Annotated in this window: 9 protein-coding genes; 3 read left to right on the top strand and 6 right to left on the bottom strand. The window is 75.3% G+C overall.

The genetic code is table 11. From position 1 onward, the window contains the following. Positions 1-447 precede the first annotated feature (447 nt). Complete coding sequence (locus tag ACZ6X9_RS28555) at positions 448-918, bottom strand: MSMEG_6728 family protein (protein ID WP_469780887.1); 471 nt, start codon at positions 916-918, stop codon at positions 448-450. A gap of 429 nt (positions 919-1347) precedes the next feature. Here ACZ6X9_RS28555 and ACZ6X9_RS28550 point away from each other — a divergent pair, with 429 nt between their 5' ends. Together ACZ6X9_RS28550 and ACZ6X9_RS28545 are read left to right on the top strand one after the other, a co-directional pair. Then, positions 1348-2217 (top strand): class II glutamine amidotransferase, encoded by an 870-nt coding sequence (locus ACZ6X9_RS28550; protein WP_469780886.1) that lies wholly within the window; start codon positions 1348-1350, stop codon positions 2215-2217. Positions 2218-2265: 48 nt separating this feature from the next. After that, a complete protein-coding gene (locus ACZ6X9_RS28545) occupies positions 2266-3792 on the top strand; it encodes an alpha/beta fold hydrolase (RefSeq protein ID WP_469780885.1) in 1527 nt (508 codons plus the stop codon). Positions 3793-3816: 24 nt separating this feature from the next. On the opposite strand, the gene ACZ6X9_RS28540 is transcribed toward ACZ6X9_RS28545, so the two are convergent. The 4 genes from ACZ6X9_RS28540 to ACZ6X9_RS28525 all read right to left on the bottom strand — a co-directional run bounded on the left by ACZ6X9_RS28540 (position 3817) and on the right by ACZ6X9_RS28525 (position 7276). Then, entirely contained in the window at positions 3817-4338 is a 522-nt protein-coding gene (locus tag ACZ6X9_RS28540) for a YcxB family protein (RefSeq protein WP_469780884.1), read from the bottom strand. Between the two features lie 332 nt (positions 4339-4670). Next, on the bottom strand, positions 4671-5699 hold the full coding sequence (locus tag ACZ6X9_RS28535; RefSeq protein WP_469780883.1) for a hypothetical protein: 1029 nt from the start codon (positions 5697-5699) through the stop codon (positions 4671-4673). 14 nt (positions 5700-5713) lie between these two features. Continuing rightward, positions 5714-6631, bottom strand: coding sequence for an LGFP repeat-containing protein (locus ACZ6X9_RS28530; protein ID WP_469780882.1), 918 nt, complete (start codon positions 6629-6631; stop codon positions 5714-5716). A 189-nt stretch (positions 6632-6820) separates the two neighbouring features. Next, positions 6821-7276 carry an RICIN domain-containing protein gene (locus ACZ6X9_RS28525; RefSeq protein ID WP_469780881.1) on the bottom strand — a complete coding sequence of 152 codons (456 nt, stop codon included), beginning with the start codon at positions 7274-7276 and terminating at the stop codon, positions 6821-6823. 517 nt (positions 7277-7793) lie between these two features. Between ACZ6X9_RS28525 and ACZ6X9_RS28520 the strand changes: the two genes are divergently transcribed. After that, positions 7794-9005 (top strand): cytochrome P450, encoded by a 1212-nt coding sequence (locus ACZ6X9_RS28520; protein ID WP_469780880.1) that lies wholly within the window; start codon positions 7794-7796, stop codon positions 9003-9005. Positions 9006-9116: 111 nt separating this feature from the next. Here the strand turns inward: ACZ6X9_RS28520 and ACZ6X9_RS28515 are convergent, their stop codons facing one another. Beyond that, positions 9117-16631: an SDR family NAD(P)-dependent oxidoreductase gene (locus ACZ6X9_RS28515; RefSeq protein ID WP_469780879.1), complete on the bottom strand. Its 7515-nt coding sequence runs from the start codon at positions 16629-16631 to the stop codon at positions 9117-9119. Positions 16632-16634: the final 3 nt, after the last annotated feature.

Raw genomic sequence — 16634 nt, 5'->3', positions numbered from 1 at the left:
AGACAAGCCCGGGCCCACGCGGCACTGCCGCCGCAGAGCGCCGCCGACCCGGTGCACTACTGGAACGCCGTGCTTCTGGAGGTCGTCCGGAGAGAGGGATGAGAGGGCGGCGGCCCCGGCCCGATGGCCAGGTTTGCCGCGATGCCGAACGCCACCGCGTACGACGCGGAGTCCTCGCACCGGCTCACGTGAAAGGGCAGGATCACCCCCGAGCCGCCCTGGGACGCCGAGGACGGGCTCGCCGTCGGCGACAAGATCGCCGACTACGTCCGCACGACCAGGCTGCGCAAGCTGTGACGCCGTGTCCGAGGGGGCCGTGTCCGGGGGCACCGTGTCCGGGGGGAGCCGGGCCTGAAGACGCCGGGCTGGAGACGCTGCGCCCAGAGGCCCCGGGCCCCGAAGCCCCGGGCCCAGGGGCGGTGCGCCCGGGGGCCCCGGGCCCAAGGGTCAAGCGGGAGCGCGGTCGGAAGCCGGCCAGACGTAGGGCAAGTCGTCGGGGACGCCAGGGAAGAGCGGGGAGTAGAGCTCCGGCGCCTTGCGTACCAGGGCCGACTGGTGGCTGCGGTGGAAGTCCGGGTCCCCCAGCCAGGGAGGCAGCTCGCCGTCGTCGGCGAGCTCCTCCTGCGCACGTACGGCGGCACCGGGCCGGTGCCGGGCGAAGTCGGTGACCAGGGTGGTGGCGCAGGTGTCGGCGCGCCCCTCCGCCACCCACACCGCGCACACGTCGAGGCCGTAGCGGACCAGGGCCTCCTCGTAGCCGGTCCACATGCGCACCGCGGGGTGGTGCCGCCATCCGTAGCCCGGCACGGTCAGGCCCCGCAGCACCTGAAGTGCCTCGACCCGCTGTTTGCCGAGGCGGGGCGGGTCCAGGACCGTGGCGGATCGTGTGAAGTCGGAGTACGGGAGGAAAGTCTGCACGCGGGATGCCTACCGCGGCGGGCCCGCGCCCACCCCTTTTCCGTCCGCCCGTGCCCACCCCTTTTCCGTACCGGACGACGCGGGTAGGCGGCCCGTACGGGCGGCGTGGGTACCGGCCCGCCGGAGTACGGCGGCCCGCACGGCCCGGGCCCGCGTCGGCGGATCGCGCCGGGGGCGGGCTACGGCGCCCGGGGACCACTCGAAGGGAGCAATGCCATCGGCCGGCCGTCGAGGAACACGTCCGCCGGACCCCGCTGTCGGCGCCCAGCCGGCACCGCACGCCGGCGGAACCGGCAGCCGCCCGGGGTCCCGCCCACCGCGCCGCCGGGAAAGGAAACCCCGCCACTCCGCGCGTCATCACTCATGGTCACCGACACCCGCGCCCATCCCGGCCGCCGACCCGCCCCCGAGCTTGTGGAGGAACCCCCGATGTGCCGTCTGTTCGGTCTCACCAGCGCCCCCCGACGCACCCGCGCCACCTTCTGGCTCCTCGACGCCCCCGACAGTCTCAGCGCCCAGAGCCACCACGACCCCGACGGCACCGGCCTGGGCCACTTCGACCGCGACGGCACGCCGCGCATCGGCAAGGCGCCCCTCGCCGCCTACGCGGACCGGGCGTTCGCCGTCCAGGCGCGCCGGACCGAGTCCACGACCTTCGTCGCCCACATCCGCTACGCGACCACCGGTCGCCTGGCCGCCCGCAACACCCACCCCTTCGCGCAGGACGGCCGGCTGTTCGCCCACAACGGCGTCGTCGAAGGGCTCGACGCCCTGGACGCCCGGCTGGGTCCGGACCGGTCGCTGGTGGGCGGGGACACCGACTCCGAACGTGTCTTCGCCCTGATCACACGGGAGATCCGCGCCCACGGCGGGGACGTGGGCGCGGGGATCGCCGCGGCCGTCGGGTGGATCGCCGACCACCTTCCGCTCTACGCCCTGAACTTCGTCCTCGCCACCCCCACCGACCTGTGGGCCCTGCGCTATCCCGACACCCACGACCTGTACGTGCTGCGGCGCCCGGCGGGCGGCCACCACGGCTGCCGCCATCTCGACCACAGCGGCAGCGACGGCCGGATGCGCGTCCACTCCGGCGACCTCAGCGCGGTCCCGTCCACCGTCGTCGCCAGCGAGCGCATGGACGACAACCCGCACTGGCGCCTGCTCGACCCGGGTGAACTCCTGCACGTCGGCCCGGACCACGCCGCCACCAGCCACGCCGTCCTGCCCCGGCCGCCCGCGCACCCGCTGACCCTCGCCGACCTCCACCCGGACGCCGCGGCGGCGCAGAAGTCCGTCTGATCCCGCGGACCGCCCCCACGGGCACGGCGGCCGCCCTACGCTCGTAAGGTGACCTTCGCCCGCCGCGTACGCGGCCGCCGCCCGGCCACCTCCCTCGTCGCGCTCCTCACCCTCGTCCTCGCACCGGCCGCGCTGCCGCCGGCCACCGCCGCCGCCCGAACCCCCGACTGGACGACGTGCGTCCGCGACGCCCAGGACGACGCCGGCCGGCGCCTGGAGGCCGCCGGGGCCCGCTGCGCCCGGGTCACGGTTCCCCTGGACCACACGCGGCCCGCGGGACGCACCGTCACCGTCGCCGTGGCCCGCATCCCCGCCACCGACCGGGCCCACCGGATCGGCACCCTCGTCGTCAACGAGGGCGGTCCCGCCGACCCGGTGACCGACTACCTGCCCGACCGCCGCGCCGCCCTGGGCGCCGTCGGCGCGCGCTACGACCTGGTGGGCGTCGACCCCCGGTTCACCGGCCGCAACGACCCCATCGACTGCGGCTGGCCCACCGGCACATCCCTGCGCTCGGCCGGCCTGACGCGGGCGGACTTCGAGCACGTCACCGCGTTCCAGCGCGACCTGGCGGCGCGTTGCCTGAACGGCCCCGCGGCGGAGCTGCTGCCCTACGCCTCCACCCGTCAGGCCGCCCGGGACATGGACGCGGTGCGCACCGCACTCGGCGAGGAGCGGATCTCCTACCTGGGCGTCTCCTACGGCACGTACCTGGGCGAGGTCTACGCCGCCCTGTTCCCCGGCCGGCTCGACCGGGTCGTCCTCGACGGCGTCCACGAACCGCACCACCTCGCCCCCTGGCCGGAGTACGGCACGGAAGGCGCGAACGAGGCGGCCCTGCGCGACTGGGCCCGCCGGGCCGCCGCCCGCGACGGGCGGTACGGGCTGGGGCGCACCACCGAGGCCGTACTGGCCACCGTCCGCGGGGTCGTCGACGCGGCGGCCGAACGGCCCTTGGCGGTGGGCGCCTACCGGGTCGACCGGTATGTGCTGCCGGTGCTGCTGTACGCGGTCCTCGGCGCGGACACCGACGCGGTCGACGGCCAGATCGCCGAGATGGTCCGTACCCTCCGGGCCGCCCGGACCGGTCCCGTCGAACCCGATCCGGGTCTCGCCGAGCTTCTGCCCGCCCTGCTGACCGGCCGCGACTCGGCGTACGCCGGCACCCAGGCCGCGTACCTGTGCGCCGACACCCCCGGGCCGCGCGACCCGGAGGCCCACCGGCGGGCCGTCGAAAGCCGCCGCGCCCGCCACCCGGTCTTCGGCCCCCTCGTCAACGCCCCGACGCCGTGCGTCTTCTGGTCACCGCCGCGCGAACGCCCCGCCGACGCGCCCGGCGACCTGCCCGCCCTGCTGGTCAACGCGACGGGCGACCCGCGCGTCACCTACAGAGAGGCCCGCGCCCAGCGCGCCCGCTGGCCGAGTTCCCGGCTGCTCACGGTGGCCGGCTCGTACCGGCACGCGGTCTACGGCCGGGACTACGGCGACGTGTGCGTGGACACCACCGTCAACCGTTACCTGTCCGACGGCCGCCTGCCGGCCGCCGATCCCACCTGCCGGGCCCACCGCCCCTGACGCGCCGACGCCGGGCCGGGGCGGTCAGACGCGCGCGAGGTGGCGGTCCAGCAGCGCGCGCAGCCGGTCGGCCTCGGCCGGATCCGGCAGCCCGCGCTTGGGCAGAAGGGTGAGGCACGAGGCGTTGTCGTCGCCGCTGAACAGTACGAACTGCCCGGGCGTCTCCACGTACCGGGGCGCGGCCTGCCAGGAGAGGGTGGTGGACGCCCGCTCGTGGGTGACGGTGACGCCGGAATCCGCCACGCTGACCCGGTGCACGCCGCTGCCCTCCGTCATGCGCAGGAACTGCCGCGCCTGGGCCCGCGGCGTGTACCACCGCGCCATCGCGAGCGCGGGCAGTGCCACGAGCAGCGGGACCGGCACGTCACTGCCGGAGCACCACGCCGCGGCCGGGATCAGCGCGGCCGCGACGACCATCCCCGTCTGCGTGCGGCGGCCGCGGCGTGCCGCGCGGGACACCTTCGGCCGCGCTCCGAGCGCCTCCTGGAAGTCCTTCACCGTCGGCTCGTACGCCAACTCGACACTCTGGGTCGTGCGCTGTTCCATCCTGTCCTTTCGCTGTGAAACGTGAAGCTGCACCATACATCCATCTGGTCGGGTGCGGCTCACGGTTTTCGCCCGGCCGGTGCGCCGGCGCGACGAACCCCCGCCACCGGCGACGGCGGGGGCGGGGGTGATGGCGGGGCAGGGCGGTGACGGGCGGTCAGGGGGGGGCGGAGTCGCGCCTTGCGCAGCCGGTCGAAGGTGATGAAGCCCTGGTCGGTGCCGCCGGCGGCCTTCAACAGGCCTTTGCGGGTGGGGGTGATGCCGGCTCGACGCGACTTCCAGGCCGGTCGACGGATCGATCGGCGACGGTGCCGGTCCGTGCTCGATGGGTGCTAGTTGTCGGTGATCCAGGTGCCCCGGGCGGGGGTCCAGTGGATGGTGACCTTCTGGAACTTCTGTGCCTTGCCGCCGGGTTCGTCCGTCTCGTCGGTGAGCGGGTAGCCGAGGGCGCCCTCGTGGCCGGCGTTGTGGAACGCCTTGTAGATCTCGCCGTGGACCGGGTGCGCGCCGGTCTGCTGCGACCAGAGGAAGAGGCCCTTCTCGAAGAACTGGTAGCGTCCGCGCGTCCCGTTGGGTGCCCGGCCGGCCTCCGCCTCGTCCATGGTCGGGAAGCCCCAGCGCTGTTCGGAGTCGGTCGCCCAGTACTTCGCCAGGATGTCGCCGTAGATCGCGTAGGCCACGTCCGGGTGCCAGATGATGATGCCGTTCTGGAACTGCTGGAAGCGGCCGCCCAGCCGGGAGTCGCGCTCACCCCGGACCGGCGGGCCCAGTGGGCTGCCGAGGCCGCCCATGGCGTCGTACTTGGCCCTGATCGAGCCGTAGGGCATCAGGTCGTCCAGGCGGTTGTAGCGGCGCGGCGTGAAGCCGCGGAGCCCGTCACGCCACACGCGTTCCTCGGCCACATGGCCGAAGTCGTACTCCTCGCGCACCAGCGGCTGGGTGTGGGCGGGGTCCGCCCACCGGACGAACAGCGCCACGTGGTGCGTGCCCGCCGAGTCCTTGTCGTCTCTCAGCAGGGCGTCACCGGGCTGAAGGTCCTCGGCCGGGATGTCCGCGGTGACGTTCCACAGCGTCCACGTGGTCAGCGAGGTACCCAGGTTCCAGGCCATCGACACGAAACCCGAGCAGTCCGGCCGGTAACAGCCGAACTGGTTGCGGTAGCAGCCGTCCCAGCTATACGGCACCCGCTCGGCGACCCACGACCACGACCGGTCCATGACCTCGCCGCGCCCGATCGGCCCGTCGGGCTCCGACGCGCCGGCTGCCGGCGCCCCGGTGAGGACGGCCGCGAAGGCCGCCAGGACGAGCGCCACCGCCGCCACCATCCGCCGCAGGACCGACGGTCTTCTTCTCCCTCGCATCACGGTCCTCCGGTTCAGTTGTCGGTGATCCAGGTGCCCCGGGCGGGGGTCCAGTGGATGGTGACCTTCTGGAACTTCTGTGCCTTGCCGCCGGGTTCGTCCGTCTCGTCGGTGAGCGGGTAGCCCACGGCGGCTTCGTGGCCTGCGTTGTGGAACGCCTTGTAGATCTCGCCGTGGACCGGGTGCGCGCCGGTCTGCTGCGACCAGAGGAAGACGCCCTTTTCGAAGAACTGGTAGCGACCGCGCGTCCCGTCCGGCGCTCGCGACGCGTCCGCCTCGTCCATCGTGGGGAAGCCCCAGCGCTGCTCGGAGTCGGTCGCCCAGAACTTCGCCAATATGTCGCCGTAGATCGCGTACGCCACGTCCGGGTGCCAGATGACGATGCCGTTCCGGAACTGCTGGAAACGGCCGCCCAGCCTTGCGTTCTCCTCGGCGCGCACGGGCTCGCCGAGCGGCCCTCCCGGCCCGCCCAGACTGTTGTACTTGCCGCCGATGGTCCCGTACGGCTGGAACGCCTCGTCCCGCAACGCCACGGCCACGCCCTCGGCCTGGGGGTACCGCTCGGGGTAGGCGGAGCGCTGGACGGCCTGGGCGAGCTCGCCGGCGCTCCGGCCCTCGTAGCGCGGCTCCATCTGCTGGGCGACCTCGAAGAACTTGTTCGCCGAGTAGTCCACGTCGAGGATCTGCTCGGGTGTGCCCCAGCCCTGCGAGGGCCGCTGCTGGAAGACGCCGAGCGAGTCGCGGTCGCCGCAGTTCAGGTTGTTCATCCGGGACTCGACCCAGCCGGTCTCGAAGCCGGCCAGCATCACCTTGGGGGAGACGTTGCGGCGCTGGCCCACCTCGTAGACCTTGCGCGTCACCGCGATGTCGCGTTCGGCGGGGATGTCACAGTACGCGGCGGCCGGCGCCGGATGGCCCAGCGGGCCCGGCACGGCACCGGTGCTCCCCGCCGCGGCCGGCTGCCCTAGGGCGATTACCGCCGTCAGGGCCGTCACGGCCGACAGGGCCGCCGTACCGCGTCTCACGCGGCGTACTGCCGTGCCGTGCGCGGCGGTTCTCTTGCGCTTGGTGCTTCCTCGCATGGGTCACCTCACAGTGGGGGAGGGGGGAGGGGCGGGAGGTCAGGACCAGCTCTGGTACGGGGTGTCGTTGCACGCCCAGGTGCGGAACCCCTGGCTGCTGTCGTCGATGCACCGGCCCGTGGCCTGGTTCTGGAAGCGGACGGTGCCGTCGCCCCAGACCTTCACCCACCAGCTCTGCTCCGGACCGGAACCACAGGAGTTGACGGTCCGGAAGCCGTTGTCGGTGTCCTCGACACAGCGGCCGGTGTTCACGCTGCGCAACTGGCGGGTTCCGTCGCCCCAGACGTGCACGGACCACCTCTGCGGCTTCGAACCGTTGCAACTCCAGGTGCGGAACCCGTGGTCGGTGTCGTCGATGCACCGGCCCGTGGCCTGGTTCCTGAAGCTCTGCTCGACGTCGGTGGCACCGGTGGGCGCGGCCAGGGCGCCGGGTGCCGGAATGAGGATGGCGGCGGCGAGGGACCCGCCGAGAAGGAGTGTCCGTAGGCGGCGCATGATGGCTTCCGTTCCGTGAGGGGGATGACGTGCCCGACGGCCGGAACGTAGTGGCGCGTCGCGCGGGGCGGCACCCGGAACGATCCGGAGTGACGGTGTGCACGGCGCGCCGCGAGGCGAGGCGCCGGCGCGTCTCCGTCCCCGCCGGCCCCGCGTCGCGGGACACACACCGTCCGCTCCGACGAGCGGGCGGCCCCCTACGGCCTCGGCCCGGCCACCCCGCCCCCACGAGGACCGTGACCGCCGTCGGACCGGTGACACCAGCGCCCCGGGGTCAGAGCCGTCCTGACGCCACGTTGGCTGCCTCCCCGCGCCTCGGGAGCACCGACTGCCCCGGAACCGTGCGATCCGTCGGCCGTCCGCCCTGTCCGCACCAGCCTGTCCGCACCAGACGGCGACCCTCCGCTGTCGGACCCGGATGACGACGCCCCTGTCCGCAGCGGAGCACGGCACCGAACAGGTGCACACGGGCCCGGCGGTGGCATGCCCGTCCCGGCTCCGGGGGAGGATGGCGGGGGTGGACGCACGATCACAGCCCCGCATCGCGGTGAGCGCCGACTTCTGGGACCACCTGCCGTTCGACATGCGCGGAGAGGCGTTCCGCACCGATCCGTACGCGGCCTACACACGGCTGCGGGCCGAAGGGCCGGTGTCGTCGCCGGGGGACGGCGTCGTCCTCGTCACCGGGTATCACGCCGGCGCCGGAGTCCTGGGAGACCCGCGCTTCGGGCTGGGCGGCGGTGCGCTGGAGGCGCAGTCGTTCCTCCTGGTCGACCCGCCGGAACACCGCTGCCGCCGGGCCCGCGTCTCCGCCCCGTTCGGCGCCCGCGCGGTGGAGCGGCTGCGCCCCGCGATCCGGCACCGCACCACCGGACTCGTCCGGGCCGCCGCGGCACGAGGCGAGGCGGAGGTGGTGGCCGACTTCGCGGCGCCCCTGGCCCTGGAGCTCGTCTGCGCCGTGGTCGGCGTGCCGCTGGAGGACCGGCCGCGGTGGTACGGCGCCCTGTCCGGGCTGAGTCTCGCGTTCGTCCCGTCCGGCCTGCTCGGCGAGGAGGACGCCGCCCAACTGGCCGGTGCCCGGCTCGAATTCGCCCAGTATCTCCGCACGTTGATCGAGGAACGCCGCAGGGCGCCCCAGGACGATCTGGTCAGCGCCCTGCTGGCCCAGGGGCCCGACGACACCCCGCTGAGCGAGCAGGAGATCATCACGGCGATCGGCCAGTTCGTCGTCGCCGGCCACCTGCCGGTCGTCCGGCAGATGGCGAACGGCGTCCACGCCCTGCTGCGCCATCCGGCGCAGCTCGACCGCCTGCGGACCGACCCCTCGTGCGCTCCCTCGGCGGTCGAGGAGGTCATGCGCTACGACCCGTCCCTCCACCTCATCAGCCGCATCGCCCTCCGCGACGCCGACATCGGGGGCCGGCGCGTGCCGGCGGGCACCGTGGTCGGCGTGCTGCCCGGCGCCGCCAACCGGGACCCGGAGGCGTTCGCCGACGCCGACCGGTTCGACATCGCACGCGCCCCGCAGCACCTCGCCCTGGGCAGGGGAACGCACTTCTGCCTCGGCGCCCACTTGGTCCGCCTCCAGGCACAGGCCTTCTTCACGGCCCTCGCCCGCTGCCGCCCGGCGCTGACGGGCGAGGCCGTGCCGCGGCGGATGTCCGGCGTGCTGTGGGGAACCGAACGACTTCCGGTGGTGCTCACCGAGCGGCCCGCGGACGGTGACTGACGGCACCGGCCCTCCGGCCCGCCACGCGACGGCGCCCCGCGGGCACCCGCCGGCCGGTGGGGAACGGCGGTGCCGCCCCGGGCTGTTCGCCCCGGGACGGCACCGGACGCCTCACTCCGCCGGCTGCCGCAGGCGGCGCAGACAGCGCCGGGCGAGGTCGGTGACCGTCGTGCTGTCGAGCACCTCGACGGCGGGCAGGGTGCAGCCCAGACGCCGGTTCACATCCGTCAGCAGCTCGGCGCCCATGAGGGAGTCGAGCCCCAGTCGGTCCAGACGCCGGTCGGCGGGGACGCGGTCGGCGGTGGTCTGCAGGATCCCGCAGAGGATGTCGGTGACGACCTCCGTCACCCGGGCGAGGGCTTCGTCCCACGGCGCGGTGGCCAGCGTCTCCAGAAGCTCCGCCCTGCCCCCGCCGCCGGTGCCGGCGGGGGCGGGGCAGAGGGCGTCGAAGCGGGGGCCGAGTACCGTCGCGAAGTTGTTCCGCACCATGGCCCAGTCCGTCCGGGTGACGACGGCCACGTCGTCGCCGCGCCCCAGCGACGTCTCCAGGGCGGTCAGTGCCTCCGCGGAGGGCAGCGCGTCCAGGCCCAGCCGGCGCATGACGTCGCCGATGCCCTGACGGGCGACGTAGCCGACGTCCTCCATCGCGCCCCAGGCGACCGCGAGCCCCGGCCGGCCGGCCGCGCGACGGGAGCGCGTCAGGGCCTCCAGGAACAGGTTGGCGGCGTTGTAGGAGGCCTGGTTGTGGTTGCCGACCAGGGCCGAGACGGAGGAGTACAGGACGAACACGTCCAGGTCGCGGTCGTGCGTCAGGCGGTGCAGGACGTCCGCGCCGCCCGCCTTGGGCAGCAGCACCCGCCGCACCCGCTCGGTGGTGAGCAGGGCGAGCGGAGCGTCGTCGACGACCATGGCGGAGTGCACGATCCCGCGGAGCGGGACCCCCGCCGCGTCCACCGCCCCCACCACCCGCGCCATGTCCGCCGGGTCGGCCGCGTCGGCCGCGTGCACCGTGACGGACACGCCCCGCCGCCGCAGGTCCGCCAGGAGCGCCGGCGCCTCCGGCGTGGCGGCACCGCGCCGTCCGACCAGGGCCAGGTGCCGGGCGCCGCGACCGGCGAGCCGGCGTGCGGTGGCCGCGCCGAACCCGGTGAGCCCCCCGGTGATCAGATAGGTGCCGTCCGGGTCCGGCGTGTACGGCCGCGGCTCCTCCCGGAGCGGCGGCGGTTCCTCCAAGGAGATGACGATCTTGCCGATGTGCCGGGAGTGCTGCAGCGCCTCGAAGGCGTCCGCGACCCGCTGGGCGGGGTACACGCGGTGCGGGACGGGCCGGTAGACGCCGTCCCGCACCCGGTCGGCCACCTCGGCGAACGTCGCCGCCAACACCGCGGGCCGGGCCCTGGCCAGCGTGTCGAGGGTGGCGGCGCTGAACGTGATGCCGTTCAGGAACGGCCGCAGCGCCAGCCTGCCGTCCGCGTACAGGTCGCGTTTGCCGAGCTCGACGAAGCGCCCGCCCGGCCGCAGCACCTCCAGCCCGCGCGCCATCGCCTCGCCGGACAGCGAGTTGAGGACGACGTCCGCGCCCTCGCCGCCCGTCACCTCCATGACGCGCTCGGCGAACCCCGGGGACCGGGAGTCGAGGACGTGCGGCACGCCGAGCAGCCGCAGCAGGTCCCGCTTGGCGGGGGTGCCGGCCGTGGCGACGACCCGGGCGCCGGTCCGCTCCGCGTACTGCAGGGCGGCCAGGCCCACGCCGCCGGCCGCGCCGTGGACGAGCACGGTCTCCCCGGGCGCCAGGCGCGCCAGGTCGTGCAGGGCGTGGTGGACGGTGAGGAACACCACCGGGAGGGTGGCCGCCCGGCAGGGGTCCATGCCGTCGGGCAGGTGGGCTGCGAGGGCCGCGGGCACGGCGACACGGGAGCGCAGCGTCCCCCGTCCGAAGGCCATCGCCCGGTCGCCGGGGGCGAAGCCCGTGACACGGGAGCCCACCGCGACGACCGTGCCCGCGCACTCCATGCCGGTCGCGAACTCCCGGCCCCCGGCCTCCTCCTGCTGTTCCTCCAGGGGCATCGTGCCGAGGGCCTGGAGGACGTCCTTGTAGTTCAGGGCGGCGGCGTGGACGGCGATCAGCAGGTCGTCCGGTCCCGGTTCCGGCGCCGCGGCCGGGGTCCAGTCGAGCCGGTAGGAGCGGCCCGGGTCGCGCAGCCGCAGGGCGTAGGAGGCGGCGTCGCGGGCCGGCACGGACGTGTCCGTCTCCTCGCGCACCCGCGGCAGGAAGCGGCCGGACCGGGTGAGCAGGATCTCGTCCTCGGGGCCCGGATCGGTCAGTTCGGCGGCCAGGCGGCCGGCGTCCGTCCCGGTGTCGGTGACGTCCAGCGAGATCCGGCGGACCGTCAGGTCCGGGTATTCGGTGCCGAGGGTACGGGCCACGCCCCACGCGCAGGCCGCGGTCGGGTCGAGAGGACGTTCGGGGGCGGGCAGGGCCCCGCTCGGCGGAGTGACGAGCCAGAGCGCCGTCCGCGACTCGTCCCGCTCCGTGCGGCGGCGGGCCGCCAGGGCGAGGGCGCGGAGCAGCGCCGTGTGGTCCAGGGCCCGCTCGGCGTCCAGCGCGCCGCCCCGCGCGGGGCCGTCCGCCGCGGCCTCGCCCAGGACGACCACGACGGTGGTGGCCGGCGGCTGCCCGGCCAGCAGGGAGTCCCAGTGCCGCTCGTCGCCCGTCGGCGGGACGAGACGGACGTGCGGGCCGCCGCCCGGGGACAGGCGCTCCGCCAGCGCCTCCGCGAGCGCCCGGCGCGCGGGTTCGGCGACGAGGATCCAGCCGTGTTCCGGGCCGGCCGGCACCAGCGCCGCCGGTGCCGCCGGCACGGGACGGGGCGTGCGCCGGGCCAGGAAGGTGGACGCCTCGTCGGCACCCGGGCCGTCCGCCGGCACCGTCCGGGTGACCCCCTCGAAGCCCTCCTCGCGCAGCAGTCGCGACCAGGCGTCCGCGGACAGCAGCGGCCCGCCGGGGCGCAGCCCGGTGTCCCGCTGGTTCCGGAAGCCGGGCAGGAACCCGAACATGAGGGCCAGATCGGCCGGCCGGTGCGTCTCCGCCAGCAGCAGCAGACCGTCGTCGGCCAGCAGCCGCCGGAGGTGCCCCAGAGCGGAACGGACATCGGCGGCGGCGTGCAGGGCGTTGCCCACCACCACCAGGTCGTGGTCGTCCTCCGCGAACCCCTGCTCCAGCGGGTCGCGGTCGAGATCGAGGGTGCGGTAGTGGACGAAGTCGTGGGCGGCGAAGCGGTGCCGGGCCCGGGGGAAGAACGCCGTCGACACGTCGGTATAGGTGTACCGCGTGCGCTTCGGCGGCAGTTCCGGCAGCAGCCAGGCGGCCGTACCCCCGGTGCCGGCGCCCGCTTCGAGGATCCGCAGCGGCCGGTCGGCGGGCCGGCGGCGTACCAGCGCGCGGACGACGGCACGGGCCGCGCGGTGGTGGAACGCCAACGTGGCGCCGTCGGTGTAGAGGTCCTCCAGCAGATGCCGGTCGGTCTCGGAGAAGACCCGCTCCACCGGGTCGTGGTCGCCGCGCAGGGTGTCCGTCAGATGCCGGCCGGCGCGGCCCCACAGCGCCAGTTCCGTGACGAGCCGGGGGTGCGCCGCGGTCAGGGCCCGGAAGCGTTCCTCCGGCCGGGCCGCCCCCACCAGGCGCCACCCGCCGGCCCCCGGGTCCGCTTCCGGTGGGGCTTCCGGTGCCGCGAGACCGTGCGCCCGGGCGTTGGACAGCAGGATGTCGAACACCCCGGCGTACTGCGCGGGCATACCGGCGCGAACGAGGTCCGTGACCGTGAACACCCGCCCGGGCGACCCGGATTCGGCCAGCAGCTCCCGCACGGACCGTGCGGTGAAGTGAGCCGTCAGCTCCCGGGCCACCGCGGAGGCCGACGGGCCGTCACCGCCCTCCCAGGCGCGCACCGCCCGCCGCAGCTCGTCCGCGCACTCGCGCGCGATCTCTTCCGGCGCCGGCATGCCCGCGCCCGCCGGGTGCGTCCGCCCGGGGCGCGGGGCCGCCCGCAGCACCGTGGCGGCCCGGGGCGGCGGGGTGCTGCCGCCTTCGTCGAACCGGCGCAGGCGGCAGCCCTGCAAGGTGAGGCAGACCAACCCGCCCAGGGCGATGACGGTGGCGTCGCACAGCACCTCGCGCGCGGAGACGCGGCGCACCCGGACGAGCAGGTGACCGGCCGACGGCATCCGGCGCCATGCGCGGATCCGGCCGACGGCCACCGGCAGGTACCGTGCCCCGGGCACGCGCTCCTCGACGACCGGTGCGACCGCCTGCAACGCCCCGTCCAGGAGCGTGGGATGCGCCTCGTAACCGGAGGTGTCGACACGGGCGGCGTACCGGGCCAGCACCCGGTCGTCGTCGAAACGCAGCTCGTCGAGGACCCGGAAGGCGGGGCCGTAGCGCAGGCCGAGGCGCTCGCCGCTCGCGTAGTGCTCCTCGGGCGGCCTGCTCCGGGGCAGGGCCCGGGCGACCTCGTCCACGTCCAGGACCCCCGGCAGCGGCGCGTACAGCCGCCTGACGCGGCCCCGCGCGTGCTGCTTCCACACGCCGTCACGGCCCCCGCGGGACGACACCGTCACGACGCCGTCCTCGCGCGACAGCGACGTCTGGAGCTCCGGGCCGCACTCGTCGGGCGCGGAGGGCAGGAGCAGCGCCTGGTGGATGTCCAGGTTGGTGATCTCGACGGTTCCCTCGTACGCGCGCCGTCCCGCGGCGAGGACCATCTCGGCCAGCCCCGCGGCCGGCATCACGACGGCGTCCCCCACCTTGTGGTCGGCCGCCCACGGGAGCCGGGCCGGCTCGAAGGGGCCGTGCCACGTGGGCTCGGCGACCACCGCGCGCTCGCCGAGCAGCGGGTGGTCGAGCGTCCCGTCGCCACAGCTCCGCTGCCACAGCCCGGGGTGGCCGTTCCAGTGCCGCTCGCGCTGCCAGGGGTAGGCCGGGAGGTCCACCACGCGTCCCCCGGCGGGGAAGAACACGCCGCGGTCGGAGCGGACACCCGCGGCGAGAAGCCGGGCCAGACAGGCGCGTACACCGGACGGCCCCGGTGCGTCCCGCCGCATCATCGGCACCACGATGTCCCGGTCCGCCCCCGGCCCGGCTCCGGTCCCACGGCCCAGATAGCGGGAGAGCACCGGATGCGGACCGACCTCGACGAAGACGGAACAGCCCGCCTCCCGCAGCCTCGCCGCCGCGGCCCCGAACAACACCGGCTGCCGCAGGTTGCGCCACCAGTAGCCGGCGTCCAGCTCGGTACCGTCCAGCAGCGTGCCGGTGGTGGCGGAGGCGTACCGCGCCTGCGCCCGGTCCGGTTTCAGCCCGGCGAGGGCGTCGAGCAGGCCGTCCCGCAGCGGGTCCATGACCCGGCTGTGGAAGGCGTGGTCGAGGCCGAGGTCGCGAAAGAAGACCCCCTCCCGGCCGAGGCGGTCCCCGAGGTCGGCCACGGCCGCCCGGTCGCCGCTGACCGTCACGTCCCGCGCGCTGTTGATCCCGGCGATCTCCAGGCGGCCGTCGTAGGCCGCCAGCCACCGGGCGACCCGGTCGGCGTCCGCGCCGACGGCGGCCATGGCCCAGTCGCCCGCCGTGGACGCCTGCGCCCGCGAGCGGGTGACGACGACGCGGGCGGCGGCGTCCAGGTCGAGGGCCCCGCACGCCCAGGCGGCCGCCATCTCGCCCGCGCTGTGCCCCACCGCCCCCGCCGGCCGGACGCCGTGGGCGCGCAGGACGGACACCAGACCCACCTGCACCGCGAACAGCAGGGGCTGGGCGACGTCGGTGGTGTCCGGGCGGCGGTTTCCGTCCGCCGCGGCCAGCTCCTCCAGCACGGACCAGCCGAGGTGCGGGCGCAGGGCCTCGTCGGCGTCCGCGACACCGGCCCGGAACACCGGCTCCTCCCGCAGCAGATCCCGACCCATGCCCGCCCACTGGGCGCCGTTGCCGGAGAACGCCAGGGCGACGTCGGCGCCTTCGGCCCCTTCGCTCAGCGCACCGGCCACCTCCCGCTCGCCCCGCGCCAGCGCCTCGAACTGCCCGGCGGCCTCCTCGGGCCCGCCGGCCAGCACCACGGCCCGGTGCTCGTGCCGCCCACGCCGCAGGAAGGAGGTGTACGCCAGATCGGGGAACTCCCGCGCCGGACACCGCCGCAGCCGCTCGGCCATGCGCCGGGCCGCCTCGCCGACCGCGGCCGGGGTCCGGGCGGACACCAGGACAGGAAGCCGTACGGAACCGCCCGGGGCAGGGGCCGGCGCGCGCGGCGGCGGCTCGGCGAGGGCGACATGGGCGTTGGCGCCGCCGAAGCCGAAGGAGTTGACGCCGATCACGGCCCGCCCGCCCGGCGGGACCCGCAGCGGCGCCGACTCCGTGGCCGGGGCCAGACGCAGCCCGGCGAAGTCGATGGCCGGGTTGAGAGGGAGGGCGTGCGGGCTCGCCGGAACCCGCCGGTGGCGCAGCATCAGCAGGGCCTTGAGCAGACCCGCCATGCCCGAAGCGGGCTCCAGATGCCCCAGTTGGCTCTTGACCGAACCCACCGGCAACGGATCGCAGGCCGGCCGTCCGGCCCCCAGGGCCCGGCCCACCGCCAGACACTCGGCGGGGTCCCCCACGGGGGTGCCGGTGCCGTGCATCTCCACGTAGGCCACCTCGTCGGGGCGCACGCCCGAGGCCGCGTACACCTCCCGCAGCAGCGCCTCCTGCGCGTCGGCGCCCGGCTGCGTCAGGCTCGGGGTGCGCCCGTCGGTGTTGACGCCGCTGCCCAGGATGACGCCCCGCACCCGGTCGCCGTCCTCCAACGCGCGGGCCAGCGGTTTGAGCAGGACGAGGCCGCCGCCCTCGGAGCGGACGTAACCGTCCGCCTCGGCGGAGAACGGCCGGCACCGCCCGGTGGGGGAGAGCATCGACGCCCGGGCGAAACCGACGAACTCCACCGGGCTGAGCAACAGGTGCGCGCCGCCCGCCAGCGCCAGGCCCGACCGGCCGTGACGCAGCGCCTCGCAGGCGTGGTGCAGGGCCACCAGCGACGAGGAACAGGCGGTGTCCACGGCGAGGCTCGGCCCACGCAGATCCAGGACGTAGGAGAGGCGGTTGGCGGTGTTGGCCGTGGCGCCTCCCGTCATGGTGTAGGCGTCCACGGTGGCGGGGTCGAGCCCCTGGAGGTGCGCGAAGGCCTGGCTCGAGGCGCCCACGTACACGGCGGTGTCGGAGCCGGCGAGCGAGGCGGCGGGGCAGCCGGCGTCGTCCACGGCTTCCACGGCCAGCTCGAGGATCAGGCGCTGAAGGGGGTCGAGCCGGGCGGCCTCGCGGGGCGACATGCCGAAGAACTCCGCGTCGAACCCCTGGATGTCGGTCAGGAACCCGCCCCTGGCGACGTACGTCTTCCCCGGGCGCCGCGGCTCGGGATCCAGCCAGCGGCTCGCGTCGAAGCGGTCGGGGGGCACGTCGCCGAGCACGTCCCGCCCTTCGACGAGGACGGACCACAGGGCGTCCGGACTCTCGATGCCGGCGGGCAGCCGGCAGGACGCCCCCACGATGGCGATGGCGTCGTCGGGATAGGCGCCGGCGGTGGCGGCGGAAGCCGCGGAAGTGGGCGGCACGAA

It is taken from the genome of Streptomyces sp. NPDC052910 (assembly GCF_055585605.1).
This window is presented reverse-complemented; position numbering and strand designations above follow the sequence as displayed.

What these genes read in the sequence shown, in the direction of transcription:
- ACZ6X9_RS28550 (WP_469780886.1), top strand. Translation starts at nt 1,348, where the DNA reads ATGTGCCGTCTGTTCGGTCTCACCAGCGCCCCCCGACGCACCCGCGCC.
- ACZ6X9_RS28540 (WP_469780884.1), bottom strand. Translation starts at nt 4,338, where the DNA reads ATGGAACAGCGCACGACCCAGAGTGTCGAGTTGGCGTACGAGCCGACG.
- ACZ6X9_RS28535 (WP_469780883.1), bottom strand. Translation starts at nt 5,699, where the DNA reads ATGCGAGGGAGAAGAAGACCGTCGGTCCTGCGGCGGATGGTGGCGGCG.
- ACZ6X9_RS28525 (WP_469780881.1), bottom strand. Translation starts at nt 7,276, where the DNA reads ATGCGCCGCCTACGGACACTCCTTCTCGGCGGGTCCCTCGCCGCCGCC.